The organism is Nocardioides pocheonensis (assembly GCF_003725535.1).
GTDB classification, from domain to species: domain Bacteria; phylum Actinomycetota; class Actinomycetes; order Propionibacteriales; family Nocardioidaceae; genus Marmoricola; species Marmoricola pocheonensis.
In genome coordinates, this window is the sequence record NZ_RJSF01000008.1 from 23365 (window position 1) to 45204 (window position 21840).

36 protein-coding genes are annotated in these 21840 nt (G+C 68.9%); 33 read left to right on the forward strand and 3 right to left on the reverse strand.

Annotated features, from left to right (window positions below; translation table 11 throughout):
* Nucleotides 1-58: 58 nt before the first annotated feature.
* The gene (locus tag EFL26_RS04620) at nucleotides 59-733 is read right to left on the reverse strand and encodes an SGNH/GDSL hydrolase family protein (protein WP_148046630.1); all 675 of its coding nucleotides are present in this window, start codon (nucleotides 731-733) and stop codon (nucleotides 59-61) included.
* A 116-nt stretch (nucleotides 734-849) separates the two neighbouring features.
* Between EFL26_RS04620 and trmB the strand changes: the two genes are divergently transcribed.
* The gene (gene trmB / locus EFL26_RS04625) at nucleotides 850-1602 is read left to right on the forward strand and encodes a tRNA (guanosine(46)-N7)-methyltransferase TrmB (protein ID WP_123221735.1); all 753 of its coding nucleotides are present in this window, start codon (nucleotides 850-852) and stop codon (nucleotides 1600-1602) included.
* Here the strand turns inward: trmB and EFL26_RS04630 are convergent.
* Both EFL26_RS04630 and EFL26_RS04635 read right to left on the reverse strand, forming a co-directional pair.
* On the reverse strand, nucleotides 1586-2926 hold the full coding sequence (locus EFL26_RS04630) for an aspartate aminotransferase family protein (RefSeq protein ID WP_246000016.1): 1341 nt from the start codon (nucleotides 2924-2926) through the stop codon (nucleotides 1586-1588). The two genes, trmB and EFL26_RS04630, sit on opposite strands and share 17 nt — an antisense overlap.
* A gap of 55 nt (nucleotides 2927-2981) precedes the next feature.
* A complete protein-coding gene (locus tag EFL26_RS04635) occupies nucleotides 2982-3785 on the reverse strand; it encodes a LamG domain-containing protein (RefSeq protein WP_123221737.1) in 804 nt (267 codons plus the stop codon).
* Between the two features lie 413 nt (nucleotides 3786-4198).
* Here EFL26_RS04635 and rpsJ point away from each other — a divergent pair, with 413 nt between their 5' ends.
* The 32 genes from rpsJ (at nucleotide 4199) to rplQ (ending at nucleotide 21792) form a co-directional block, all read left to right on the forward strand.
* Nucleotides 4199-4507 carry a 30S ribosomal protein S10 gene (gene rpsJ, locus EFL26_RS04640; protein ID WP_007078637.1) on the forward strand — a complete coding sequence of 103 codons (309 nt, stop codon included), beginning with the start codon at nucleotides 4199-4201 and terminating at the stop codon, nucleotides 4505-4507.
* A 13-nt stretch (nucleotides 4508-4520) separates the two neighbouring features.
* Nucleotides 4521-5180, forward strand: a complete 660-nt coding sequence (gene rplC, locus EFL26_RS04645) for a 50S ribosomal protein L3 (RefSeq protein ID WP_123221738.1) — start codon at nucleotides 4521-4523, stop codon at nucleotides 5178-5180.
* A 2-nt stretch (nucleotides 5181-5182) separates the two neighbouring features.
* Complete coding sequence (rplD, locus tag EFL26_RS04650; RefSeq protein ID WP_123221739.1) at nucleotides 5183-6163, forward strand: 50S ribosomal protein L4, sunset domain variant; 981 nt, start codon at nucleotides 5183-5185, stop codon at nucleotides 6161-6163.
* Complete coding sequence (rplW, locus tag EFL26_RS04655) at nucleotides 6160-6465, forward strand: 50S ribosomal protein L23 (protein ID WP_123221740.1); 306 nt, start codon at nucleotides 6160-6162, stop codon at nucleotides 6463-6465. The genes rplD and rplW overlap by 4 nt, the downstream gene beginning before the upstream one ends.
* A gap of 25 nt (nucleotides 6466-6490) precedes the next feature.
* Nucleotides 6491-7327, forward strand: a complete 837-nt coding sequence (rplB, locus tag EFL26_RS04660) for a 50S ribosomal protein L2 (protein ID WP_123221741.1) — start codon at nucleotides 6491-6493, stop codon at nucleotides 7325-7327.
* A gap of 15 nt (nucleotides 7328-7342) precedes the next feature.
* Nucleotides 7343-7624, forward strand: a complete 282-nt coding sequence (gene rpsS / locus EFL26_RS04665; RefSeq protein ID WP_123221742.1) for a 30S ribosomal protein S19 — start codon at nucleotides 7343-7345, stop codon at nucleotides 7622-7624.
* Nucleotides 7625-7651: 27 nt separating this feature from the next.
* A complete protein-coding gene (rplV, locus tag EFL26_RS04670) occupies nucleotides 7652-8062 on the forward strand; it encodes a 50S ribosomal protein L22 (RefSeq protein WP_123221743.1) in 411 nt (136 codons plus the stop codon).
* Complete coding sequence (rpsC, locus tag EFL26_RS04675) at nucleotides 8062-8904, forward strand: 30S ribosomal protein S3 (RefSeq protein ID WP_123221744.1); 843 nt, start codon at nucleotides 8062-8064, stop codon at nucleotides 8902-8904. The genes rplV and rpsC overlap by 1 nt, the downstream gene beginning before the upstream one ends.
* 5 nt (nucleotides 8905-8909) lie before the next feature.
* Nucleotides 8910-9329, forward strand: a complete 420-nt coding sequence (gene rplP / locus EFL26_RS04680; protein ID WP_123221745.1) for a 50S ribosomal protein L16 — start codon at nucleotides 8910-8912, stop codon at nucleotides 9327-9329.
* Nucleotides 9329-9571: a 50S ribosomal protein L29 gene (gene rpmC / locus EFL26_RS04685; RefSeq protein ID WP_123221746.1), complete on the forward strand. Its 243-nt coding sequence runs from the start codon at nucleotides 9329-9331 to the stop codon at nucleotides 9569-9571. The genes rplP and rpmC overlap by 1 nt, the downstream gene beginning before the upstream one ends.
* Nucleotides 9568-9840 carry a 30S ribosomal protein S17 gene (rpsQ, locus tag EFL26_RS04690; protein ID WP_123221747.1) on the forward strand — a complete coding sequence of 91 codons (273 nt, stop codon included), beginning with the start codon at nucleotides 9568-9570 and terminating at the stop codon, nucleotides 9838-9840. Before rpmC ends, rpsQ begins: the two co-directional genes overlap by 4 nt.
* A gap of 111 nt (nucleotides 9841-9951) precedes the next feature.
* A complete protein-coding gene (rplN, locus tag EFL26_RS04695; protein WP_123221748.1) occupies nucleotides 9952-10320 on the forward strand; it encodes a 50S ribosomal protein L14 in 369 nt (122 codons plus the stop codon).
* Between the two features lies 1 nt (nucleotide 10321).
* Nucleotides 10322-10678, forward strand: a complete 357-nt coding sequence (rplX, locus tag EFL26_RS04700) for a 50S ribosomal protein L24 (RefSeq protein ID WP_221176845.1) — start codon at nucleotides 10322-10324, stop codon at nucleotides 10676-10678.
* Complete coding sequence (gene rplE, locus EFL26_RS04705) at nucleotides 10678-11265, forward strand: 50S ribosomal protein L5 (protein ID WP_123221749.1); 588 nt, start codon at nucleotides 10678-10680, stop codon at nucleotides 11263-11265. The genes rplX and rplE overlap by 1 nt, the downstream gene beginning before the upstream one ends.
* A 1-nt stretch (nucleotide 11266) precedes the next feature.
* Entirely contained in the window at nucleotides 11267-11452 is a 186-nt protein-coding gene (locus tag EFL26_RS04710) for a type Z 30S ribosomal protein S14 (RefSeq protein WP_123221750.1), read from the forward strand.
* Nucleotides 11453-11524: 72 nt separating this feature from the next.
* The gene (gene rpsH, locus EFL26_RS04715) at nucleotides 11525-11944 is read left to right on the forward strand and encodes a 30S ribosomal protein S8 (protein WP_123221751.1); all 420 of its coding nucleotides are present in this window, start codon (nucleotides 11525-11527) and stop codon (nucleotides 11942-11944) included.
* Nucleotides 11945-11968: 24 nt separating this feature from the next.
* Nucleotides 11969-12511, forward strand: coding sequence for a 50S ribosomal protein L6 (gene rplF, locus EFL26_RS04720; RefSeq protein WP_123221752.1), 543 nt, complete (start codon nucleotides 11969-11971; stop codon nucleotides 12509-12511).
* 2 nt (nucleotides 12512-12513) lie between these two features.
* Nucleotides 12514-12897, forward strand: a complete 384-nt coding sequence (gene rplR / locus EFL26_RS04725; protein ID WP_123221753.1) for a 50S ribosomal protein L18 — start codon at nucleotides 12514-12516, stop codon at nucleotides 12895-12897.
* Nucleotides 12898-12934: 37 nt separating this feature from the next.
* A complete protein-coding gene (gene rpsE / locus EFL26_RS04730) occupies nucleotides 12935-13561 on the forward strand; it encodes a 30S ribosomal protein S5 (RefSeq protein ID WP_123221754.1) in 627 nt (208 codons plus the stop codon).
* Complete coding sequence (gene rpmD / locus EFL26_RS04735) at nucleotides 13561-13749, forward strand: 50S ribosomal protein L30 (protein ID WP_123221755.1); 189 nt, start codon at nucleotides 13561-13563, stop codon at nucleotides 13747-13749. The genes rpsE and rpmD overlap by 1 nt, the downstream gene beginning before the upstream one ends.
* Entirely contained in the window at nucleotides 13746-14186 is a 441-nt protein-coding gene (rplO, locus tag EFL26_RS04740; protein WP_123221756.1) for a 50S ribosomal protein L15, read from the forward strand. Before rpmD ends, rplO begins: the two co-directional genes overlap by 4 nt.
* Before the next feature lie 141 nt (nucleotides 14187-14327).
* On the forward strand, nucleotides 14328-15635 hold the full coding sequence (gene secY / locus EFL26_RS04745; RefSeq protein WP_123221778.1) for a preprotein translocase subunit SecY: 1308 nt from the start codon (nucleotides 14328-14330) through the stop codon (nucleotides 15633-15635).
* Complete coding sequence (locus EFL26_RS04750; protein WP_123221757.1) at nucleotides 15632-16207, forward strand: adenylate kinase; 576 nt, start codon at nucleotides 15632-15634, stop codon at nucleotides 16205-16207. Before secY ends, EFL26_RS04750 begins: the two co-directional genes overlap by 4 nt.
* Nucleotides 16208-16233: 26 nt before the next feature.
* Nucleotides 16234-17055 (forward strand): type I methionyl aminopeptidase, encoded by an 822-nt coding sequence (gene map / locus EFL26_RS04755; RefSeq protein WP_281273678.1) that lies wholly within the window; start codon nucleotides 16234-16236, stop codon nucleotides 17053-17055.
* Nucleotides 17056-17067: 12 nt separating this feature from the next.
* Entirely contained in the window at nucleotides 17068-17748 is a 681-nt protein-coding gene (locus EFL26_RS04760) for an alpha/beta fold hydrolase (protein ID WP_123221758.1), read from the forward strand.
* Nucleotides 17749-17989: 241 nt separating this feature from the next.
* Nucleotides 17990-18211, forward strand: coding sequence for a translation initiation factor IF-1 (gene infA / locus EFL26_RS04765; protein WP_027860491.1), 222 nt, complete (start codon nucleotides 17990-17992; stop codon nucleotides 18209-18211).
* Between the two features lie 29 nt (nucleotides 18212-18240).
* Nucleotides 18241-18354, forward strand: a complete 114-nt coding sequence (gene rpmJ, locus EFL26_RS04770) for a 50S ribosomal protein L36 (protein ID WP_004008316.1) — start codon at nucleotides 18241-18243, stop codon at nucleotides 18352-18354.
* 188 nt (nucleotides 18355-18542) lie between these two features.
* Nucleotides 18543-18917: a 30S ribosomal protein S13 gene (rpsM, locus tag EFL26_RS04775; RefSeq protein ID WP_123221759.1), complete on the forward strand. Its 375-nt coding sequence runs from the start codon at nucleotides 18543-18545 to the stop codon at nucleotides 18915-18917.
* Nucleotides 18918-18973: 56 nt separating this feature from the next.
* The gene (gene rpsK, locus EFL26_RS04780; RefSeq protein ID WP_123221760.1) at nucleotides 18974-19378 is read left to right on the forward strand and encodes a 30S ribosomal protein S11; all 405 of its coding nucleotides are present in this window, start codon (nucleotides 18974-18976) and stop codon (nucleotides 19376-19378) included.
* Between the two features lie 26 nt (nucleotides 19379-19404).
* On the forward strand, nucleotides 19405-20013 hold the full coding sequence (rpsD, locus tag EFL26_RS04785; RefSeq protein WP_123221761.1) for a 30S ribosomal protein S4: 609 nt from the start codon (nucleotides 19405-19407) through the stop codon (nucleotides 20011-20013).
* A 70-nt stretch (nucleotides 20014-20083) separates the two neighbouring features.
* The gene (locus tag EFL26_RS04790; RefSeq protein WP_123221762.1) at nucleotides 20084-21097 is read left to right on the forward strand and encodes a DNA-directed RNA polymerase subunit alpha; all 1014 of its coding nucleotides are present in this window, start codon (nucleotides 20084-20086) and stop codon (nucleotides 21095-21097) included.
* Between the two features lie 71 nt (nucleotides 21098-21168).
* Nucleotides 21169-21792: a 50S ribosomal protein L17 gene (gene rplQ / locus EFL26_RS04795; RefSeq protein WP_123221763.1), complete on the forward strand. Its 624-nt coding sequence runs from the start codon at nucleotides 21169-21171 to the stop codon at nucleotides 21790-21792.
* The last annotated feature ends 48 nt before the right edge of the window (nucleotides 21793-21840 follow it).

Below are 21840 nucleotides of genomic sequence, written 5' to 3' on the forward strand. Positions count from 1 at the left end.
GCACCCAGACCCGCCCACACGAAGCCCGCCGCAGGCGAAAAGGCGCCGCAGGCGATCCCTAGCCGACGAGCGCGCGGCGTACGACGTTGCCGAAGTCGACGTGCCCCGCCGGGGTCATGTGGAGGTGGTCGTCGAGGTAGGGCAGGCTCTGGTCGATCATCGACAGGTAGCGCACGTGGGCGCGGGCGCTCTCGGCCTTCAGGACGGCGTCGACGCGGTGGGCTGCCCGGGCACGCACCGGGGCCGGTGGCGGGCCCACCACGAGCACCTGGTGGCCCTTCAGCCGGGCGACGAGGGCCCGGAAGCCGGTGCGGATGGCGGCCGCGGGCTGGTCGTAGTCGTTGAGGCCGCCCTCGACCACGACGAGTGCGGCTCCGTGGGTGAGGGCGCGCGGTGCGCGGGCGGCGTACGAGACGCCCGGGCAGGGGCTGGAGTGCACGCTGAACCCGGACCCGGAGAACCCGTAGACGTGCACGCGGCCGGGGAGGTGGCTGGGCCACGAGGTCTCGGGGGAGCGCAGGCCGAGGCCGACCGAGTACGAGTCGCCGATCACCACGACCTGCTGGCCGCGGCCGGTGACCATCTGCTCCCGCGCGTGCGACTGCGCCCACAGCCGGCTGCAGTGCTCCCGGGAGGAGCCGGTGGCGCCGCCGGACGCGACCAGGGTGAGCAGGCCGACGAGCAGGGCGATCACCGCCCCCGCAGCCACCAGAGTCCCCCGTCGCAAACGCACGGCAACATCATCAGTTCTCGTCGGATTCCCCGCAGGAGAACGGGATTTCCGGGTCCGAAGTCACCTGCACAGAGGGCCTTCCGGCATGGCGACGACCGCCGCGTAGCCTTCGGGGCGTGTCCGACCAGCTGCCTCCCGCGCGACCCCACCTGAAGTTCACCGAGGACGGTCGGCGGGTCCGCGAGGTGCTCAGCTACGCGCGCCGAGGGAGCCGGTTCACGCCCACCCAGCAGGAGGCCTGGGACGCCCACCACGAGCGGTGGGTGATCCCGGACGACGCGGTCGACGTACCGGGCTTCTCGCTCGCCGAGTGGTTCGGTCGGCAGGCGCCCGTGGTCGTCGAGATCGGTTCGGGAGTCGGTGAGGCGACCGCCGCGCTCGCGGCCGCCCGTCCCGCGTGCGACGTCCTGGCGTTCGAGGTGTGGCGGCCCGGGATCGCGACCACCCTGGGGCTGCTCGCGGAGGCCGGTGCCGACAACGTGCGGCTGATCAGCATCGACGCGGTGTGGGCGCTGGAGCACCTGTTCGCGCCCGGTTCGGTCGAGGAGGTGTGGACCTTCTTCCCCGATCCCTGGCCCAAGAAGCGCCACCACAAGCGCCGCCTGGTCTCGTCGGCGTTCGCCGGCCTGGTCGCGAGCCGGCTCCGGCCGGGTGGGCTGTGGCGCTTGGCGACGGACTGGGGCCAGTACGCCGAGCAGATGCAGGTCGTGCTCGACGGGGAGCCCGGGCTCGAGGGCGGCCCGACCGAGCGCTGGGCCGACCGGCCGCTCACGAGGTTCGAGCGCAAGGGCCTGGCCGCCGGTCGGGCGATCGTCGACCTGACCTACCGGGCTGTCCCGTCGGCGCCCTCCGTCACGTCAGGGCCGTGACCGCCTCGGCGAAGACCTCGGCGTGCCGGTCGACGTCCGCCTCGCTGTGGTGCGGCGAGAACAACGCCATGTTGTGGAAGGGCGCCAGCAGGATGCCGCGGTTGAACGCCCACAGGTGCATGAACCCGTCCAGCTCCTCGTCGACCGCGGCCGCCGCCTCTGCTCCGGTCCGCGGGGGCGGGCAGAACCAGTACTCGGCGCGGCAGCCGAGCCGCTGCACGTGCCACGGCAGGCTCGCCGCGGCGATCGCGTCGGCGACGCCCGCGGTGAACCGCTCGGCCAGCGGGACCGCCACGGCGAAGTCCTCGTCGCGCAGCGCCACCGAGAGCGTGGCGCGCACGGCGGCCAACGCGAGCGCGCTGCCGGTGAGCGTGCCGCCGACACCCGCCACGTCGATGTCGTGGCCGAGCATCGGCCCGTCCAGCCGCTCCGCCAGGGCCAGGCTCATGCCGTACGCCGCCGCCGGGATGCCGCCGCCGATCGGCTTGCCGACCACCACCATGTCCGGCTCGAGCGCCCATGCACGCGTGCAGCCGCCCGGCCCGGCGCACAGCGTGTGCGTCTCGTCGATGATCAGCAGCGCGTCGTACCGCCGGGTCAGCTCGCGCACCGCGTCGAGGTAGCCCGGCTCGGGGAGCACGATCCCGATGTTCGTCAGGGCCGGCTCCATCAGGACCGCGGCGATCTCTCCGGTGGCGAGCGCCTCCTCGAGCGCGTCGACGTCGTTGAACGGCACCACGGCGGTGGTCTGGGCGACGTCGACCTGCGGGCCGAGCGCGCCGGGCCGCGGCACCACCCGGCCGCCGTCGAGGACGGCCAGGGTCTCGTCGACCGTGCCGTGGTAGCACCAGTCCATGACGCAGACCTTCGGCCGGCCGGTGAGGTGGCGCGCGAACCGCAGGGCGAACCGGTTCGCGTCCGTCGCGGTCATCGCCAGCTGCCAGCGCGGCAGGCCGAACCGGCGGGTGAGCTCCTCGCCGACCCACACGGCGTCCGGGCTGGGCAGCATCGTCGTGATGCCGTGGCGGGCCCGGTCGGCGACCACCTCGGCGACCTCGGGCAGGGCGTGCCCGGTCATCGCCCCGGTGTCGCCGAGGCACAGGTCGACGTACTCGATCCCGTCGACGTCGGTGAACCGCGCGCCCTGCGCCCGGTCGACGAACACGGGGAACGACCCGGGCCAGCGGGTCATCCACGGCATCGGCACGCCGGCGAGCAGCGACCGGCGCGCCTGCGCGGCGAGCTCGGCGGAGCGGGGGTGGAGCCTGACGAAGAGGTCGTCCTCACGCGCACGCAGCGCGGCGAGGCGGTCGCGGTCGATCACGGGACGAATCTAGTGACCGGCCCGCGACCGCGGACAGGACCGGAGGTCCCGGTCGTCAGGCGGCGGGCGGGCAGGCCGCCGGGAACGTGCCGAGCGTCGGAGCCGGCGCGTCGATCGACCTGTCGTTCGGCTTGGCCAGCGTCCAGTAGCGCAGCCAGTCCATCTGCATGCGCGCGGCGTTCATGGCCTGACCCGGCACGGCCTTGAGCGAGAACCGCACCGTCAGCGGCACGCCGGAGATCGCCTCGGGGCGCCGCTCGGTGGAGACCACGTGCGCGTCGACGAACCAGGAGATGTGGTTCGAGGTCACCTCGACGGCGAAGGTGTGCCAGTGGTCGCCGTTGTAGCCGGCGTACGTCGGGCGCTTGGACGCCTTGAACGCGAGGTTCGGCAGGTTGTGGATGGAGAACTGCGCCTTGCGCCGGCCGAAGGTGTAGCTCTCGAAGGCGATGTTGCGCGCCCCGCAGTACTGGGGACGGTCGCCGGCGGGGATCAGCTCGGTGCGCACCGTGTACGGCGCGCGCCCGCTGCCGTACTGCTTGGCCTTCCAGCGGATCTCCCAGCGGCCGGTGTCGTGGCCGGCCGTGTCGAGCGTGGCGGCGACGCTCCGGCCGCTCGCGCCGATCGTCAGCATGCCGTTCTTCGTCTTCACCACGCCGACCCCGGTCTTCTTCCACGCCGAGTCCAGCGGCCCGACGAACTCCTGGCGCCAGGCGGCGGGGTACCAGCCGAAGGTGTTGCCGGCGTGGATCGGGCCGGGGATGGCGGAGCCGCGCCCGTAGCTCGGGCCGAGGGGTGCCAGCAGCGCGAGGCACGCGCCGAGGAGGAGGACACGGAGCGTCGTACGGTGTCGGAGCATCGCAGCAGCCTAGGTGATGACCCGGCAGGCCCAAAAATGGGACCATCCGGACATCCGGCGAGGCACCGGAGGGGTCGCTCGTCCCGATTTGGTGCTGTGGCGGTTGTCTGCCAAGATAGTCCGGTTGCTCCGGCGGGATTGCCGGGGCGCGGACATTGACTACTGAACAGGTTCTCCTGGCTTCCTGCTGAAGGGAGCGCCCGTGGTCGCGTGTCCGTGCCGCACCTGGAGATCCCGTTCCGCCCGACCCCCGTCGGGCACAACCCAGATCAACACCCCGAGCAATCGGCTGCGTAAACGCGCGTGGACATAGCGCGACACGCCCGACCGCGGGGGTCGGAGTTGGGAGCAGGGCGGACCGTCTCACCGAGATGGCCCGAGACAGTCGTGAGACGAGAAGTGAAGGACGCGTGATGGCGGGACAGAAGATCCGCATCAGGCTCAAGGCCTATGACCACGAGGTGATCGACACCTCGGCGCGGAAGATCGTGGACACGGTGACCCGGACGGGCGCGAAGGTGGCCGGCCCGGTGCCGCTGCCCACGGAGAAGAACGTCTTCTGCGTGATCCGCTCGCCGCACAAGTACAAGGACTCCCGCGAGCACTTCGAGATGCGCACGCACAAGCGCCTCATCGACATCATCGACCCCACGCCGAAGACCGTCGACTCGCTGATGCGGCTCGACCTTCCCGCCGGCGTCGACATCGAGATCAAGCTCTGAGGGCTGGGTAGAGATGACTTACGAACGCAACGTCAAGGGCCTCCTGGGCACCAAGCTGGGCATGACCCAGCTCTGGGACGAGAACAACCGCATCGTCCCGGTCACGGTCGTCGCCGCGGCCACCAACGTGGTCACCCAGGTCCGCACGCCGGAGACCGACGGCTACAACGCCATCCAGGTCGGCTTCGGTGAGATCGAGGGCCGCAAGGTCACCAAGCCGTCGGCTGGTCACTTCGCGAAGGCCTCGGTGACCCCGCGTCGCCACCTCGCCGAGATCCGCACCGCGGACGCCGCGTCGTACCAGGTCGGCCAGGAGCTCAGCCCCGAGCTGTTCGCCGCCGGTGACGACGTCGACGTGACCGGCACCAGCAAGGGCAAGGGCTTCGCCGGCACGATGAAGCGCCACGGCTTCTCCGGTGTCGGTGCCTCCCACGGTGCCCACCGCAACCACCGCAAGCCCGGCTCGATCGGCGCCTGCGCGACTCCCGGGCGCGTCTTCAAGGGCACCCGGATGTCGGGCCGGATGGGCACGGACACCGTCACCACGCAGAACGTCACCGTGCACGCAGTGGACGTCGAGAAGGGCCTCATCCTGCTCAAGGGCGCCGTTCCCGGCCCCAAGGGTGGCCTGCTCGTGATCCGCTCCGCGGTCAAGTCCGGACAGGAGGCCTGAGCATGGCCACGCAGACCCTCAAGGTCGAGTTCCCGGCCGAGATCTTCGACGCCGAGACCAACATCCCGCTGATCCACCAGGTCGTCGTCGCCCAGCAGGCGGCTGCGCGTCAGGGCACGCACGCCACCAAGACCCGCGGCGAGGTCCGCGGCGGTGGCAGGAAGCCCTACAAGCAGAAGGGCACCGGCCGCGCTCGCCAGGGCTCGACCCGCGCCCCGCAGTTCGCCGGTGGTGGCACGGTGCACGGTCCCCAGCCGCGCAGCTATGACCAGCGCACGCCCAAGAAGATGAAGGCCGCCGCCCTGCGCGGTGCCCTGTCCGACCGGGCCCGTGCCGGCCGGATCCACGTGGTCGACGGTCTGGTCCCGAGTGACAAGCCCTCGACGCGGCACGCGGTCGCCGGCCTGAACGCGCTCAGCCAGGGTCGTCGCCAGCTGGTCGTGCTCGAGCGCGACGACGCGATCACCTGGTTGTCGCTGCGCAACGTGCCGAGCGTGCACCTGCTCGCGGTCGACCAGCTCAACACCTACGACGTGCTGCTCTCCGACGACGTCGTCTTCACCAAGGGCGCCTACGAGGCCCTGGTCGAGGGCGGCACCGAGGGTGCCGAGGCCGTCGAGCTGAAGGTCGAGGTCCGCAAGGTCGCCGAGAAGCCGGCTGAGAAGCCCGCCAAGAAGGCGGCCAAGAAGACCACGGCCAAGAAGGCGGCCGCTGCGGAGGAGGCTCCCGCCGAGGACGCCGCCGAGGTCGCGCTGCCCAAGGGTGCCAAGGCGCCGCTGAAGAGCGGCAACGCCCCGAAGGGCTACGAGATCAAGGGCAACGCCGACTCGGGCAAGTACCACCGGCCGGGTGGCCAGTGGTACGACGCCACCGAGGCGGAGTTCTGGTTCAAGTCCGCCGAGGACGCGGAGGCAGCCGGCTTCGTGGAGGCCGGCTCGCCGGAGTCCGTCGAGCAGACCCACGCCGAGGAGGATGGCGAATGAGCACCCTGCACAAGGACCACCGCGACGTGCTGATCGCGCCGGTCGTCAGCGAGAAGAGCTACGGCCTGCTCGACAACAACAAGTACACCTTCATCGTCCACCCGGACGCGAACAAGACCGAGATCAAGATCGCGGTCGAGAAGGTGTTCAACGTCAAGGTCACCTCCGTGAACACCCTCAACCGCCAGGGCAAGACGCGCCGCACGGCGCGGGGCATCGGCAAGCGCAAGGACACCAAGCGCGCGATCGTCAGCCTCGCCGAGGGCCACCGCATCGACATCTTCGGAGGTCCGGTCTCCTGACCGGGCTGAGTAAGGGAATCTGACTATGGCTATCCGCAAGTACAAGCCGACCACCCCGGGCCGTCGTGGCTCGTCGGTCGCTGACTTCGCCGAGATCACCCGGACCACGCCGGAGAAGTCCCTGGTGCGGCCGCTGCCCAAGAAGGGCGGCCGCAACAACCAGGGCCGGATCACCACGCGTCACCAGGGTGGCGGTCACAAGCGCGCCTACCGCGTGATCGACTTCCGTCGCTACGACAAGGACGGCGTCCCCGCGAAGGTCGCGCACATCGAGTACGACCCGAACCGCACCGCGCGGATCGCTCTGCTGCACTACGCGGACGGCGAGAAGCGCTACATCGTCGCGCCGGTGGGCGTCGCCCAGGGCACCCCGATCGAGTCGGGTGTGGGCGCGGACATCAAGCCGGGCAACAACCTGCCGCTGCGCAACATCCCGGTCGGTACGACGATCCACTGCATCGAGCTCCGGCCCGGCGGTGGCGCCAAGATCGCTCGCTCGGCGGGCAACAGCGCCCAGCTGGTCGCGAAGGAAGGCTCCCGCGCCCAGCTGCGGATGCCCTCCGGCGAGATGCGCTACGTCGACGTCCGCTGCCGCGCCACGGTCGGCGAGGTCGGCAACGCCGAGCAGTCGAACATCAACTGGGGCAAGGCCGGCCGCATGCGCTGGAAGGGCAAGCGCCCGACCGTCCGCGGTGTGGTCATGAACCCCGTCGACCACCCGCACGGTGGTGGCGAGGGCAAGACCTCCGGTGGTCGCCACCCGGTCTCCCCGTGGGGCAAGCCCGAGGGCCGCACGCGCAAGCGCAAGGCCAGCGATGCCCTCATCGTCCGTCGCCGCAAGTCCGGCAAGAACAAGCGCTGATAGGGAAGAGACGACATGCCTCGCAGCCTGAAGAAGGGCCCCTTCGTCGACGACCACCTGATCAAGAAGGTGGACGCGCAGAACGAAGCCGGGACCCACAACGTGATCAAGACCTGGTCGCGTCGCTCGATGATCGTGCCGGACATGATCGGGCACACCCTTGCGGTGCACGACGGTCGCAAGCACGTCCCGGTGTTCGTCACCGACGCGATGGTCGGCCACAAGCTCGGTGAGTTCGCGCCGACCCGCACGTACCGCGGACACGTCAAGGACGACCGGAAGAGCCGCCGCCGCTGACGCGGCGAGCCAAGGAGAGACAGAACTATGAGCGTTACTGAGCGTCGGCGCACCAGCGCCCGCCGTGAATCGCTGCTCGGCGACGAGCCGGGCGCGTTCGCCAGCGCGCGCTTCGTCCGGATCACCCCGATGAAGGCCCGCCGCGTGGTGGACCTCGTCCGCGGTCTCCAGGTGGACGAGGCCCTCGCGCTGCTGCAGTTCGCGCCGCAGGCCGCGAGCGAGACCGTCTACAAGGTCCTCGAGAGCGCCGTCGCGAACGCCACGACGACCGAGGACCTCGACCGCGCCACCCTCGTGGTGAGCAAGGCGCTGGTCGACGAGGGACCGACGATGAAGCGCTGGCGTCCCCGTGCGCAGGGCCGGGCCACCCGGATCAACAAGCGCACCAGCCACATCACGCTCGTGGTCCAGCCGGCAGCAGAGAAGGGTCAGAAGTAATGGGCCAGAAGATCAACCCGAACGGCTTCCGTCTCGGCATCTCCACCGACCACAAGTCGCGTTGGTACGCCGACAAGCTGTACAAGTCCTACGTCGGCGAGGACGTCGCGATCCGCAAGCTGCTCTCCAAGGGCATGGAGCGGGCCGGCATCTCCAAGGTCGAGATCGAGCGCACCCGTGACCGCGTGCGGGTGGACATCCACACCGCGCGTCCGGGCATCGTGATCGGCCGCCGTGGCGCCGAGGCCGACCGGCTGCGTGGCGAGCTGGAGAAGCTCACCGGCAAGCAGGTGCAGCTGAACATCCTCGAGGTGAAGAACCCCGAGGTCGACGCCCAGCTCGTCGCTCAGGGTGTCGCCGAGCAGCTCTCCGGCCGCGTGCAGTTCCGTCGCGCGATGAAGAAGGCGATGCAGACCTCGATGCGCTCCGGTGCCAAGGGCATCCGGATCCAGTGCTCGGGCCGGCTCAACGGCGCGGAGATGTCCCGCTCTGAGTTCTACCGCGAGGGCCGCGTCCCGCTGCACACGCTGCGTGCCGACATCGACTACGGCTTCTACGAGGCCCGCACCACGTTCGGCCGGATCGGCGTGAAGGTCTGGATCTACAAGGGCGAGGTCGCGGGCACCCGCGCCGAGCGCGAGGCCCAGGCGGCCGCGCGCGCCGGGGCTCCCGGCCGCAACCGTGGCGCCGCTCGTGGCGAGCGTCCGACGCGCGGCACCCGCGGTGGCGCCGAGCGCCCGGGCCGTGCCGACCGGGCCGACGCGCCTGCAGCCGAGGTTCCCGCGGCTGCGGTGGCGACCGAGGCTCCCGCAACCGACTCCGTCACCAATGGGGAGGGCTGACCGACATGTTGATGCCCCGCAGGGTCAAGCACCGCAAGCAGCACCACCCGAAGCGCACGGGCGCTGCCAAGGGTGGCACGAAGCTCGCCTTCGGTGACTTCGGCATCCAGGCGACCGAGAGCGCCTACGTGACCAACCGGCAGATCGAGTCGGCTCGTATCGCGATGACCCGTCACATCAAGCGTGGCGGCAAGGTCTGGATCAACATCTACCCGGACCGCCCGCTCACCAAGAAGCCCGCCGAGACCCGCATGGGTTCCGGCAAGGGCTCGCCCGAGTGGTGGGTGGCCAACGTCAAGCCCGGCCGCGTCATGTTCGAGCTGTCCGGTGTCCCGGAGGACGTGGCGCGTGAGGCCATGCGCCGCGCGATCCACAAGCTCCCGATGAAGTGCAAGTTCGTGACCCGTGAGGAGGGTGGTTTCTGATGGCAACCGCCCACGAGCTCGACGAGCTCAACGACGTCGACCTCGAGACCAAGCTGCGTGAGGCCAAGGAAGAGCTGTTCAACCTGCGCTTCCAGGCCGCCACCGGCCAGCTCGAGAGCCACGGCCGGCTGCGCTCGGTCAAGAAGGACATCGCCCGGATCTACACCGTGGTGCGCGAGCGCGAGCTCGGAATTCGATCAACTCCCGGATCTGACTCCGCGGAGAAGGATGGTGCTGCATGAGTGAGGCAAGTGTGGAGAGCCGGTCCCGGCGCAAGGTCCGTGAGGGCCTGGTCGTCAGCGACAAGATGGACAAGACCGTCGTGGTCTCGGTCGAGGACCGGGTCAAGCACGCGCTCTACGGCAAGGTCCTGCGCCGCACGTCCAAGCTCAAGGCGCACGACGAGCAGAACGACTGTGGCGTCGGCGACCGCGTCCTGATCATGGAGACCCGGCCGCTGTCGGCCACGAAGCGCTGGCGCGTCGTGGAGATCCTCGAGAAGGCCAAGTAACCCCCCAAGACCCCCGAGGGCGGAGCCCTCGATCAGACAGAGCGTTCGGCAAGGCTCAGCCAGGTGCGAAGCACCGTGAGAACCAGCACGACAACCAGGAGAAGAAGACCGATGATCCAGCAGGAGTCGCGACTCAAGGTCGCCGACAACACGGGTGCCAAGGAGATCCTCTGCATCCGTGTCCTCGGCGGCTCGGGTCGGCGCTACGCCGGCATCGGCGACGTCATCGTTGCCACCGTCAAGGACGCGATCCCCGGTGGCAACGTCAAGAAGGGCGACGTCGTCAAGGCCGTGATCGTGCGGACCGTGAAGGAGCGCCGTCGTCAGGACGGTTCCTACATCCGCTTCGACGAGAACGCCGCCGTGATCCTCAAGGCCGATGGCGAGCCCCGTGGCACGCGCATCTTCGGCCCCGTGGGCCGCGAGCTGCGCGAGAAGAAGTTCATGAAGATCATTTCGCTGGCTCCGGAGGTGCTCTGACATGAGCGTGAGCATCAAGAAGGGCGACACCGTCCGGGTCATCGCCGGCAAGGACAAGGGCGCCGAGGGCAAGGTCATCCAGGTGCTCCGTGAGGAGCAGCGGGTGATCGTCGAGGGCGTGAACCGCGTCAAGAAGCACACCAAGGTGGTCAACCAGGGCGGCCGCGCCGGCACGACCGGCGGGATCGTCACCACCGAGGCCCCGATCCACGTGTCGAACGTGATGCTGGTCCAGGGCAAGGGCACCACCCGCGTCGGGTTCAAGCGCGTCGAGGCCACGAAGCGTCGTCCCGACGGCTCGACGTACACGACCACGCGCAGCGTCCGGATCGCGCGCAAGTCTGGAGACGAGATCTGATGACCGAGTCCACCACCGACACCGCGACCGTGGACTACAGCGGCCCGCGGCTCAAGGCGCGTTACCGCGCGGAGATCCTTCCGGCGCTGCGCGACCAGTTCGGCTACGCCAACGTGATGCAGGTGCCCGGCCTGACCAAGATCGTGGTCAACATGGGCGTCGGCGAGGCGGCCCGCGACTCCAAGCTGATCGAGGGTGCGGTCCGCGACCTCACCGTGATCACCGGCCAGAAGCCGCAGGTCACCAAGGCCCGCAAGTCGATCGCGCAGTTCAAGCTGCGCGAGGGCATGCCGATCGGCGCGCACGTCACGCTGCGCGGCGACCGGATGTGGGAGTTCCTCGACCGGCTGCTCTCGCTCGCGCTCCCGCGCATCCGCGACTTCCGCGGTCTGAGCGACCGTCAGTTCGACGGTCAGGGCAACTACACCTTCGGTCTGACCGAGCAGGTCATGTTCCACGAGATCGACCAGGACAAGGTCGATCGGACGCGCGGCATGGACATCACCGTGGTCACCTCGGCGACCACCGACGACGAGGGCCGTGCGCTCCTCAAGCACCTGGGTTTCCCGTTCAAGGAGAACAACTGACATGGCGAAGACTGGACTGAAGGTCAAGGCCGCCCGCAAGCCCAAGTTCAAGGTGCGCGGTTACACCCGCTGCCAGCGCTGCGGCCGCCCCAAGGCTGTCTACCGCAAGTTCGGCCTGTGCCGGATCTGCCTGCGGGAGATGGCGCACCGCGGCGAGCTTCCCGGCGTCACCAAGTCGAGCTGGTAACAGCACACCAACCACGTAGCAGGTCGGGCGTCGACGTACGACCCGAAACCACTTCGAGAGAGAACACACACCATGACCATGACTGACCCGATCGCAGACATGCTGACCCGTCTGCGCAACGCCAACCAGGCGTACCACGACTCGGTGACGATGCCCTACAGCAAGCTGAAGGCCGGCGTCGCGGAGATCCTCCAGCAGGAGGGGTACATCACGGCCTGGAAGGTCGCCGACAACACCGACGCGAAGGGCGAGCCCGCCGTGGGCAAGTCCCTCGTGATCGACCTGAAGTACGGCCGCAACCGCGAGCGCTCGATCGCCGGCGTACGCCGGATCAGCAAGCCCGGTCTGCGCGTGTACGCCAAGCACACGGCGCTGCCGAAGGTGCTCGGTGGCCTCGGCGTCGCGATCATCTCGACCAGCCAGGGCCTGCTGACCGACCGTCAGGCCAACTCGAAGGGCGTGGGTGGGGAAGTCCTCGCCTACGTCTGGTAACGCAGGAACAAGGAGGAGAAGACGATGTCGCGTATCGGCAAGCTTCCCGTCCCGGTCCCTGCCGGGGTGGATGTGACGGTCGAGGAGAGCACCGTGACGGTGAAGGGCCCCAAGGGCGTCCTGAGCCACTCGGTCGCTGCACCGATCACCGTGGAGCACGGTGAGGACGGCGCCCTCGAGGTCAAGCGTCCCAACGACGAGCGGCAGAGCCGGGCCCTGCACGGCCTGACTCGCACGCTCATCAACAACATGGTGGTCGGCGTGACCGACGGCTACGAGAAGAAGCTCGAGATCGTCGGCGTGGGTTACCGCGTGCTCTCCAAGAGCCCGACGCAGCTGGAGTTCCAGCTCGGCTACTCGCACTCGATCACCTTCAACGCCCCCGACGGGATCACCTTCACCGTCGACGGGCCCACCCGGCTCGGGGTCCAGGGCATCGACAAGCAGCTGGTCGGCGAGGTCGCTGCGAACATTCGCAAGCTGCGCAAGCCCGAGCCCTACAAGGGCAAGGGCGTGCGGTACGCCGGCGAGCAGATCCGCCGCAAGGTCGGAAAGGCTGGTAAGTGACCATGGCGATCTCACTGCGCACTCAGAAGCACACTGCTGGGCGTACGGCGTCGCGTCTGCGTCGCCAGATGCGTGGCCGCAAGAAGCTCCACGGCACGGCGGAGCGTCCGCGTCTCGTCGTGACCCGTTCCTCGAAGCACATCTCGGTCCAGGTCGTCGACGACCTCGAGGGCAAGACCCTCGCGTTCGCCTCGACCATGGAGTCCGACCTGCGCACCTTCGAGGGCGACAAGACCGCGAAGGCACGCAAGGTGGGCGAGCTCGTCGCCGAGCGCGCGAAGGCTGCCGGGGTCACCTCGGCGGTCTTCGACCGGGCCGGGAACAAGTACCACGGTCGCGTGGCGGCCCTGGCCGACGGCGCCCGCGAGGGTGGCCTCGCCTTCTGAGGCGTCGGCCAGCAGAGACAAGGAAGAGGTAGATCTCATGAGCGGACCCCAGCGCGGACGCGCCGGTGGTGATCGCCGTGGCGGGCGCGACAACCGTCGTGGCGGCGACAGCGCCGACAAGAACGCCTACATCGAGCGGGTCGTCGCGATCAACCGTGTCGCCAAGGTCGTCAAGGGTGGTCGGCGCTTCAGCTTCACCGCCCTGGTGATCGTCGGCGACGGCGACGGCATGGTCGGCGTCGGCTACGGCAAGGCCAAGGAGGTGCCGGCGGCGATCGCCAAGGGCGTCGAGGAGGCGAAGAAGCACTTCTTCCGCGTCCCTCGCATCCAGGGCACCATCCCTCACCCGGTCCAGGGCGAGAAGGCCGCCGGCGTCGTGCTGCTGCGTCCCGCCGCTCCCGGTACCGGTGTGATCGCCGGTGGCCCGGTGCGTGCGGTGCTCGAGTGCGCCGGCATCCACGACGTGCTGAGCAAGTCGCTCGGCTCGTCGAACCAGATCAACATCGTGCACGCGACCGTCGAGGCGCTGCGGATGCTCGAGGAGCCCGAGGCGGTGGCCGCTCGTCGTGGCCTGACCGTCGAGGAGGTGGCCCCGGCCGCGCTCTTGCGGGCTCGCGCCGAGGCCCCGGCCGTCGCCGCTGCCGCGGCGGAGGTGTCGCACTGATGGCGCAGCTCAAGGTCCAGCAGAAGAAGTCGACGATCGGCTGCAAGAAGAACCAGCGCGACACCCTGCGCTCGCTGGGTCTCAAGCGGATCGGTGACGTCGTCGTCAAGGAGGACCGCCCGGAGATCCGCGGCATGGTCCACACCGTCCGTCACCTCGTGGCGGTCGAGGAGGTAGAAGAGTCGTGACGCTGAAGCTGCACCACCTGCGTCCCGCCCCCGGCGCCAAGACCGCCAAGACCCGCGTGGGTCGCGGTGAGGGCTCCAAGGGCAAGACCGCCGGTCGCGGCACCAAGGGCACCAAGGCCCGCTACCAGGTGCCGTCGGCGTTCGAGGGCGGCCAGATGCCGATCCACATGCGCCTGCCCAAGCTCAAGGGCTTCAAGAACCCGTTCAAGGTCGAGTTCCAGGTCGTGAACCTCGACCGGATCGCGAAGCTGTTCCCCGAGGGCGGCTCGATCACGGTCGATGACCTGGTCGCGAAGGGCGCGGTCCGCAAGGGTCAGCCCGTCAAGGTCCTCGGCGAGGGCGACCTGGCGGTCGCCGTCCAGCTGACCGCGGACAAGTTCTCCGCGAGCGCCGTGGAGAAGATCGTCGCCGCCGGCGGCACCGCGACCGAGAGCTGAACAGACAGACGCGAGCAGGGCAGAGTGATCTCCCGCCTCCTGGGTGGTTGATCGCTCTGCCCTGTTAGGCTTCCACGGCCTGGATCTCGGCCAGGATTCGACGGTCTGACCGGGTCGACCGCACCAGTGAAAGAGGAGCACGTGCTAGGGGCATTCGCCAACGCATTCCGGACGCCGGACCTGCGCAAGAAGCTGCTGTTCGTGCTGCTGATCATCGCGGTCTTCCGCCTTGGGTCGCAGATCCCGACGCCCGGGGTCCACGTCGCCAACGTCCAGCACTGCTTCAACGCCACCAAGTCGAGCGGCATCTACGGCCTGATCAACCTCTTCTCCGGCGGTGCGCTGCTGCAGCTGACCGTCTTCGCGCTCGGGATCATGCCGTACATCACGGCGAGCATCATCCTGCAGCTGCTGGTCGTGGTGATCCCGCGCCTGGAGGCCCTCAAGAAGGAGGGCCAGTCCGGGCAGGCGAAGATCACGCAGTACACCCGGTACGTCACCCTGGCGCTGGCGATCCTGCAGGCCACCGGCATCGTGGCGCTCGCCCGGAGCGGCAACCTGCTCCAGGGCTGCCCGGCGCAGTACTCCGATCACCTCCTCTACCAGGACAACCTCCGCACCGCCGCGCTGATGGTGGTCACCATGACCGCCGGCACGGCCGTGATCATGTGGCTCGGTGAGCTGGTCACCGACCGCGGAATCGGCAACGGCATGTCCATCCTGATCTTCACCCAGGTGGTGGCGACGTTCCCGGTCGCGCTGTGGAACGTCCAGAAGGCCAAGGGCCCGTGGATCTTCGGCGGCGTGATCCTGATCGGACTCGTCGTGGTGGCGGCCGTGGTGTTCATCGAGCAGGCGCAGCGCCGCATCCCGGTGCAGTACGCCCGGCGGATGGTCGGGCGGAAGATGTTCGGCGGCTCCTCGACGTACATCCCGCTCAAGGTCAACCAGGCCGGCGTCATCCCGGTCATCTTCGCCTCCAGCCTGCTCTACCTGCCGGCGATGGCGGTGCAGTTCAACCAGAACTCGTCGAACGCCGTGCTCACCTGGATCTCCACGAACTTCGTGCGTGGTGACCACCCGATCTACATGGCGTCCTACTTCCTGCTGATCATCTTCTTCACCTACTTCTACGTCGCGATCACCTTCAACCCCCAAGAGGTCGCCGACAACATGAAGCAGTACGGAGGCTTCATCCCCGGGATCCGGGCGGGCAAGCCGACTGAGGAGTACCTCAACTACGTCCTGTCCCGCATCACGTTGCCGGGCGCGCTGTACCTGGGTCTCATCGCACTGATCCCGCTCGCCGCGCTCGTGCTGGTCAACGCCAACCAGAACTTCCCGTTCGGTGGCACCTCCCTGCTCATCATGGTCGGTGTCGCACTCGACACCGTGAAGCAGATCGAGAGCCAGTTGCAGCAACGCAACTACGAAGGTTTCCTCAGATGAGATTGATCCTCATGGGTCCCCCGGGTGCCGGAAAGGGCACCCAGGCGAAGTTCGTGGCCGAGCGCTTCGGGGTGCCCGCGATCTCCACGGGCGACATCTTCCGCGCCAACGTCTCGCGCGGCACCGAGCTCGGGATCGAGGCCAAGCGGTTCATGGACGCGGGGGAGTACGTCCCCGACGAGATCACCAACAAGATGGTCCGCAACCGGATCGACGAGCCCGACGCCCAGCCCGGGTTCCTCCTCGACGGCTATCCGCGCACGCTTGCGCAGGTCGAGGAGCTCGACGGGATGATCAAGTTCACCGGGCACGCGCTCGACGCGGTCGTGGTGCTCACCGTGAACCAGGACGAGCTCGTCCAGCGGCTGCTGCAGCGGGCCCAGGTCGAGGGCCGCGCCGACGACACCGAAGAGGTGATCCGGCGCCGGCAGGAGGTCTACGCCGAGCAGACGGAGCCGCTGATCGACGTCTACCGCGACCGCAACCTCCTCATCGAGGTCGACGGGCAGGGCGAGGTCTCCGAGGTGACCGACCGGATCTTCGCCGCGCTCTCCTCCGTGCCCCAGAGCTGAGCCGTCGCAGGGTGGGCTGCTGAGTCGTGTTCAGGGACCGCGGTGTCGAGATCAAGACGCCGGAGCAGATCGAGAAGATGCGCGTCGCCGGCCTCCTGGTCGGCGAGACCCTCGAGCTGCTCCGGGCCTCGGTGCGTGCCGGCGTGACCACCGCCGAGCTGGACGCGATCGCGGAGGACAACATCAGGTCGCACGGCGGCGTGCCGTCGTTCAAGGGCTACGGCAGCCCGCCGTTCCCCGCGAGCATCTGCGCGTCGGTCAACGACGAGGTGGTGCACGGCATCCCCGGCGACCGGGTGCTGGCCGAGGGTGACCTGATCTCGATCGACTGCGGTGCGATCGTGGACGGTTGGCACGGTGACGCCGCCATCACGGTCGCCGTCGGCGAGGTCAACGCCGACCTGCAGCGGCTCATGGACGTCACGGAGGGCGCGATGTGGGCCGGCTTCGCGGCGGCCCGCCTCGGCGGCCGGGTGACCGACATCTCGCACGCGGTCGAGAGATACGTGCGGTCCCGTGGCCGCTACGGGATCCTCGAGGACTACACCGGCCATGGCATCGGCACGGAGATGCACCAGCCGCCCACCGTGCCCAACTACGGTCGCCCGGGCCGGGGGGCGAAGCTCGAGCGCGGACTGGCACTGGCCGTGGAGCCGATGGTGACGCTGGGCACCAAGCGCACGCTGGTGGCCGAGGACGACTGGACGATCGTCACCGCGGACGGCAGCTGGGCGGCGCACTTCGAGCACACCTTCACCCTCACCCCGGACGGCCCCTGGATCCTGACCGCGCTCGACGGCGGTCAGGCGAAGCTCGCCGAGCTGGGCCTGCCGTTCGGCGGGCACTGAGTCTGCCGAAGCGTGGCCACTGAGCGGGTCTTCCTGGTGCCGAGCCCACTGCTGGGCCCGGCGGTGTGGCAGCGGGTGGCCCGTGTGCTCGTGGCCCACGGCCGGTCCGCGACCCTGCCCCCGCCGTACCTGCGCGTCACGAGCCCCGACGACGTGCTCGGGCAGCTGCTCGACACGGCACCCACCGGCGAGCCGCTGGTGCTGGTGCTGCACAGCAACGCGGGCCTGTACGCCGCCGCGCTCGCCGCCGAGCGGGACGTGCGCGGACTCGTGTTCGTCGACGCCGGCCTCCCGGCGGACGCCCCGACCACGCCGACCGCGCCGGAGCCGTTCCGCGCGTTCCTGGCCGGTCTCGCGGACGCCGACGGGCTGCTGCCGGTGTGGACGCAGTGGTGGGACTCCGACGACCTGGAGGGCCTGTTCCCCGACGACGCGGCCCGCCGGGCGGTCGAGGCCGAGCAGGGCAGGCTGCCGTTGAGCTACTTCGACGCCGCGGTTCCGTGCCCGCCGGGATGGGCCGGCCTCCCCGCGGCGTACGTCGCGTTCGGGGACACCTACGCCGCGGAGGCCACCGACGCGGCCTCACGGGGCTGGCCGGTCGTGCGGCTCGCGGGCGGCCACCTGCACCCCCTGGTCGCCCCCGACGAGGTCGCGGCGGTGCTGGAGGGACTGCTGGGACGCCTGGGGCTCTGAGCGCCTCGATTCGCGTTTCCCGCGCCGTTTCCCGTAGACTTGTGCGTCGGCCCAACGTGGGCTGTTCTCGTGGTGCCTCGCGGCTGCCCGGAAACCCGCTCGTTCGTCTCTCTTCGGCGTGCGCGCGGACCGGGGAAATGGGGTCCACGCGACGGTCTCACGAGGTCCACTCGCCCGGCTCGTCCGGGTGAGGCGGTTCCCGGGCCAACGGTAGACAACCAGTCAACGGATTGTGGAGGACATGCCGAAGAAAGAAGGCGTGATCGAGATGGAGGGCTCCGTCGTGGAGGCCCTGCCCAACGCCATGTTCCGGGTCGAGCTGACCAACGGACACAAGGTGCTCGCCCACATCAGCGGCAAGATGCGCCAGCACTACATCCGGATCCTCCCTGAGGACCGGGTCGTGGTGGAGCTCTCGCCGTACGACCTCACCCGGGGTCGGATCGTCTACCGGTACAAGTAACCAGCCGACCCGAGCAAGAAAGGGCTGACATGAAGGTCAACCCGAGCGTCAAGCCGATCTGTGACAAGTGCAAGGTGATCCGTCGCCACGGCCGCGTCATGGTGATCTGCGAGAACCCGCGCCACAAGCAGCGCCAGGGCTGAGCAGCCCGCACCACAACTGAACACACCAGAACGTGATCGCTTAGCCGCCGCAGGGCGGTGAACAACCTCCGGAGCGGATGGCCGGAGCTCGAGTTTCGACAGGGTTCAACCACCGAAGCACGGGACGCGACACGACCACACCACCGTGAACCACAGGGGCAGCAGCCCCGCAGAAGGGAACCGCCAGAATGGCACGCCTTGTTGGTGTCGACCTCCCGCGCGACAAGCGCATCGAGGTGGCACTCACCTACATCTACGGCATCGGCCGTACCCGCGCCCAGCAGCTCCTGGCTGCGACCGGTGTCGACCCGAACGCCCGGGTCCACACGCTGGGCGACGAGGAGCTGGTCAAGCTCCGCGACGAGATCGAGTCGAACTTCAAGATCGAGGGTGACCTCCGTCGTGAGGTCCAGGCCGACATCCGTCGCAAGATCGAGATCGGCAGCTACCAGGGTCGCCGTCACCGTCAGGGCCTCCCGGTCCGCGGTCAGCGCACCAAGACCAACGCTCGCACCCGCAAGGGCCCGAAGCGCACCGTCGCCGGCAAGAAGAAGGCCAAGTGACGCATCGCGTCCTGGCCCTCTGCACTCGATCTTTCACCCAGCACAGGAGTAACTGAATGCCTCCGAAGAGTCGTCAGGCGGCCGCCAAGAAGGTGCGCCGCAAGGAGAAGAAGAACGTCGCCCAGGGCGAGGCCCACATCAAGAGCACGTTCAACAACACGATCGTCACGATCACCGATCCCACGGGTGCGGTGATCTCCTGGGCCTCGGCCGGCACCGTCGGCTTCAAGGGCTCGCGCAAGTCCACCCCGTACGCCGCCCAGATGGCCGCCGAGGCCGCGGGTCGTCGCGCGATGGACCACGGCATGAAGAAGATCGACGTCTTCGTCAAGGGCCCGGGCTCGGGCCGCGAGACCGCGATCCGTTCCCTGGGTGCGATCGGCCTCGAGGTCGGCACCATCCAGGACGTCACGCCCACCCCCCACAACGGTTGCCGCCCGCCCAAGCGCCGGCGCGTCTGACCCGAGACTGAGAAAGAGAGACTGACATGGCCCGCTACATCGGCCCCATGACCAAGAAGTCGCGCCGTCTCGGTGTCGACCTGGTCGGAGGCGACGCCGCCTTCGAGAAGCGCCCCTACGCCCCCGGCCAGCACGGTCGTGCGCGGATCAAGGAGAGCGAGTACCGCAACCAGCTGCAGGAGAAGCAGAAGGCCCGCTTCACCTACGGCGTGATGGAGAAGCAGTTCCACAACTACTACAAGGAGGCGTCGCGGCGTCCCGGCAAGACCGGTGACAACCTGCTCCAGCTGCTGGAGTGCCGCCTCGACAACGTCGTCTACCGCGCCGGCTTCGCGCGCACGCGTCGTCACGCCCGCCAGCTGGTCGTGCACGGCCACTTCCGGGTCAACGGCAAGAAGGTCGACATCCCGTCGTACCAGGTCGCTGCCCACGACGTCATCGACGTCCGGGAGAAGAGCCTCGAGATGACCCCGTTCATCGTGGCTCGCGAGACCCACGGCGACCGGATCGTCCCGGCCTGGCTCGAGGCGATGCCGACCCGGATGCGCATCCTGGTGCACTCCCTCCCGGTGCGTGCGCAGATCGAGCTGCCCGTGCAGGAGCAGCTCATCGTCGAGTACTACTCGAAGAAGTAATCACCTTCCCCAACCATTTTGTGAGTTCGAGCCCGTCAAATAGCGGGTGGGCTCGGAAAGGACACCACCAGTGCTCATCGCTCAGCGCCCGACCCTGTCGGAAGAGGTCGTCGACGAGTTCCGTTCGCGGTTCGTGATCGAACCGCTGGAGCCCGGCTTCGGCTACACGCTCGGCAACTCGCTGCGTCGCACCCTGCTCTCCTCCATCCCGGGTGCGTCGGTCACCAGCATCAAGGTGGACACGGCTCTCCACGAGTTCTCCACCATCGAGGGGGTCAAGGAGGACGTCACCGAGATCATCCTGAACCTCAAGGGCCTCGTCGTCTCCTCCGAGCACGACGAGCCGGTCACGATGTACCTGCGCAAGCAGGGTGCCGGCGACGTCACCGCTGCCGACATCGCGCCCCCGGCCGGTGTCCAGGTGCACAACCCGGACCTGAAGATCGCCACCCTGAACGACAAGGGCAAGCTCGAGATGGAGCTCGTCGTCGAGCGCGGTCGTGGCTACGTCAGCGCCGTGCAGAACAAGGGTGCGGACAACGAGATCGGCCGGATGCCGGTCGACTCGATCTACTCGCCCGTGCTCAAGGTGACCTACAAGGTCGAGGCGACTCGTGTCGAGCAGCGCACGGACTTCGACAAGCTCGTCATCGACGTCGAGACCAAGCCGTCGATCCGTCCCCGCGACGCGATCGCCTCGGCCGGCAAGACGCTGGTGGAGCTCTTCGGCCTGGCCCGTGAGCTGAACGTCGAGGCCGAGGGCATCGACATCGGCCCGTCGCCGGTCGACGAGCAGCTCGCCCAGGACCTCGCCATGCCGGTCGAGGACCTCAACCTCACCGTGCGGTCCTACAACTGCCTCAAGCGCGAGGGCATCCACACCGTGGGTGAGCTCGTGGCGCGCTCGGAGCAGGACCTGCTCGACATCCGCAACTTCGGCGCGAAGTCGATCGACGAGGTCAAGGCCAAGCTGGTCGAGATGGGCCTGTCCCTCAAGGACAGCGCTCCCGGCTTCGACCCGGCGACCGCGCTGGCGGCGTACGAGGACGACGACGAGTCGTTCGTCGAGGACGAGCAGTACTGAGCTCCGCCCTTCACCCACGCACCATCTACTCCGGTACCTGACACGGCCGGGGAGAAACGAGAGAAGATCCCATGCCCACTCCCAAGAAGGGCGCCCGCCTCGGCGGCAGCCCGGCCCACCAGCGGCTGATCGTCTCGAACCTCGCCACGGCGCTGTTCGAGCACGGCAAGATCACGACCACCGAGGCCAAGGCGCGCGTGCTGCGTCCGGTTGCGGAGAAGCTGATCACCAAGGCCAAGAAGGCCGAGCTCGGCTCGGTGCAGAGCCTGCACAACCGTCGCGAGGTCCTCAAGACCATCCGCGACAAGTCGGTCGTGCACGCGCTGTTCACCGAGATCGCGCCGACGTTCCAGGAGCGGCCCGGCGGCTACACCCGGATCACCAAGCTCGGCCCCCGCAAGGGCGACAACGCCCCCATGGCGGTCATCGAGCTCGTGACCGAGTCCTACACGCCGTCGGCTCCGAAGAAGAAGGCCGCGAAGCAGGCCGACCAGCCGGCTCCGGCTGCGAAGGTCGAGAAGGCTGCCGAGGACGCTCCCGCGGAGATCGTGGCCGAGGACGTCGCCGGTGAGGACGAGGTGCTCGACACCGAGGCCACCGACGTCGAGACCGCCGAGGCCGAGAGCGTCGCCGAGGAGGCTCCTGCTGCCGAGGAGCCCGCCGCGGACGAGGCCGAGGAGAAGCCCGAGGCCTGAGCCTCACGCTCGTCAGGACGGCCCGTCCCCCCCATCGGGGTGGCGGGC

Bases quoted from the DNA above. Each gene is read 5' to 3' on its own strand.
- EFL26_RS04635 (WP_123221737.1), bottom strand. From the start codon at position 3,785: ATGCTCCGACACCGTACGACGCTCCGTGTCCTCCTCCTCGGCGCGTGC.
- rpsJ (WP_007078637.1), top strand. From the start codon at position 4,199: ATGGCGGGACAGAAGATCCGCATCAGGCTCAAGGCCTATGACCACGAG.
- rplC (WP_123221738.1), top strand. From the start codon at position 4,521: ATGACTTACGAACGCAACGTCAAGGGCCTCCTGGGCACCAAGCTGGGC.
- rplD (WP_123221739.1), top strand. From the start codon at position 5,183: ATGGCCACGCAGACCCTCAAGGTCGAGTTCCCGGCCGAGATCTTCGAC.
- rplW (WP_123221740.1), top strand. From the start codon at position 6,160: ATGAGCACCCTGCACAAGGACCACCGCGACGTGCTGATCGCGCCGGTC.
- rplB (WP_123221741.1), top strand. From the start codon at position 6,491: ATGGCTATCCGCAAGTACAAGCCGACCACCCCGGGCCGTCGTGGCTCG.
- rpsS (WP_123221742.1), top strand. From the start codon at position 7,343: ATGCCTCGCAGCCTGAAGAAGGGCCCCTTCGTCGACGACCACCTGATC.
- rplV (WP_123221743.1), top strand. From the start codon at position 7,652: ATGAGCGTTACTGAGCGTCGGCGCACCAGCGCCCGCCGTGAATCGCTG.
- rpsC (WP_123221744.1), top strand. From the start codon at position 8,062: ATGGGCCAGAAGATCAACCCGAACGGCTTCCGTCTCGGCATCTCCACC.
- rplP (WP_123221745.1), top strand. From the start codon at position 8,910: ATGTTGATGCCCCGCAGGGTCAAGCACCGCAAGCAGCACCACCCGAAG.
- rpmC (WP_123221746.1), top strand. From the start codon at position 9,329: ATGGCAACCGCCCACGAGCTCGACGAGCTCAACGACGTCGACCTCGAG.
- rpsQ (WP_123221747.1), top strand. From the start codon at position 9,568: ATGAGTGAGGCAAGTGTGGAGAGCCGGTCCCGGCGCAAGGTCCGTGAG.
- rplN (WP_123221748.1), top strand. From the start codon at position 9,952: ATGATCCAGCAGGAGTCGCGACTCAAGGTCGCCGACAACACGGGTGCC.
- rplX (WP_221176845.1), top strand. From the start codon at position 10,322: ATGAGCGTGAGCATCAAGAAGGGCGACACCGTCCGGGTCATCGCCGGC.
- rplE (WP_123221749.1), top strand. From the start codon at position 10,678: ATGACCGAGTCCACCACCGACACCGCGACCGTGGACTACAGCGGCCCG.
- EFL26_RS04710 (WP_123221750.1), top strand. From the start codon at position 11,267: ATGGCGAAGACTGGACTGAAGGTCAAGGCCGCCCGCAAGCCCAAGTTC.
- rpsH (WP_123221751.1), top strand. From the start codon at position 11,525: ATGACCATGACTGACCCGATCGCAGACATGCTGACCCGTCTGCGCAAC.
- rplF (WP_123221752.1), top strand. From the start codon at position 11,969: ATGTCGCGTATCGGCAAGCTTCCCGTCCCGGTCCCTGCCGGGGTGGAT.
- rplR (WP_123221753.1), top strand. From the start codon at position 12,514: ATGGCGATCTCACTGCGCACTCAGAAGCACACTGCTGGGCGTACGGCG.
- rpsE (WP_123221754.1), top strand. From the start codon at position 12,935: ATGAGCGGACCCCAGCGCGGACGCGCCGGTGGTGATCGCCGTGGCGGG.
- rpmD (WP_123221755.1), top strand. From the start codon at position 13,561: ATGGCGCAGCTCAAGGTCCAGCAGAAGAAGTCGACGATCGGCTGCAAG.
- EFL26_RS04750 (WP_123221757.1), top strand. From the start codon at position 15,632: ATGAGATTGATCCTCATGGGTCCCCCGGGTGCCGGAAAGGGCACCCAG.
- infA (WP_027860491.1), top strand. From the start codon at position 17,990: ATGCCGAAGAAAGAAGGCGTGATCGAGATGGAGGGCTCCGTCGTGGAG.
- rpmJ (WP_004008316.1), top strand. From the start codon at position 18,241: ATGAAGGTCAACCCGAGCGTCAAGCCGATCTGTGACAAGTGCAAGGTG.
- rpsM (WP_123221759.1), top strand. From the start codon at position 18,543: ATGGCACGCCTTGTTGGTGTCGACCTCCCGCGCGACAAGCGCATCGAG.
- rpsK (WP_123221760.1), top strand. From the start codon at position 18,974: ATGCCTCCGAAGAGTCGTCAGGCGGCCGCCAAGAAGGTGCGCCGCAAG.
- rpsD (WP_123221761.1), top strand. From the start codon at position 19,405: ATGGCCCGCTACATCGGCCCCATGACCAAGAAGTCGCGCCGTCTCGGT.
- rplQ (WP_123221763.1), top strand. From the start codon at position 21,169: ATGCCCACTCCCAAGAAGGGCGCCCGCCTCGGCGGCAGCCCGGCCCAC.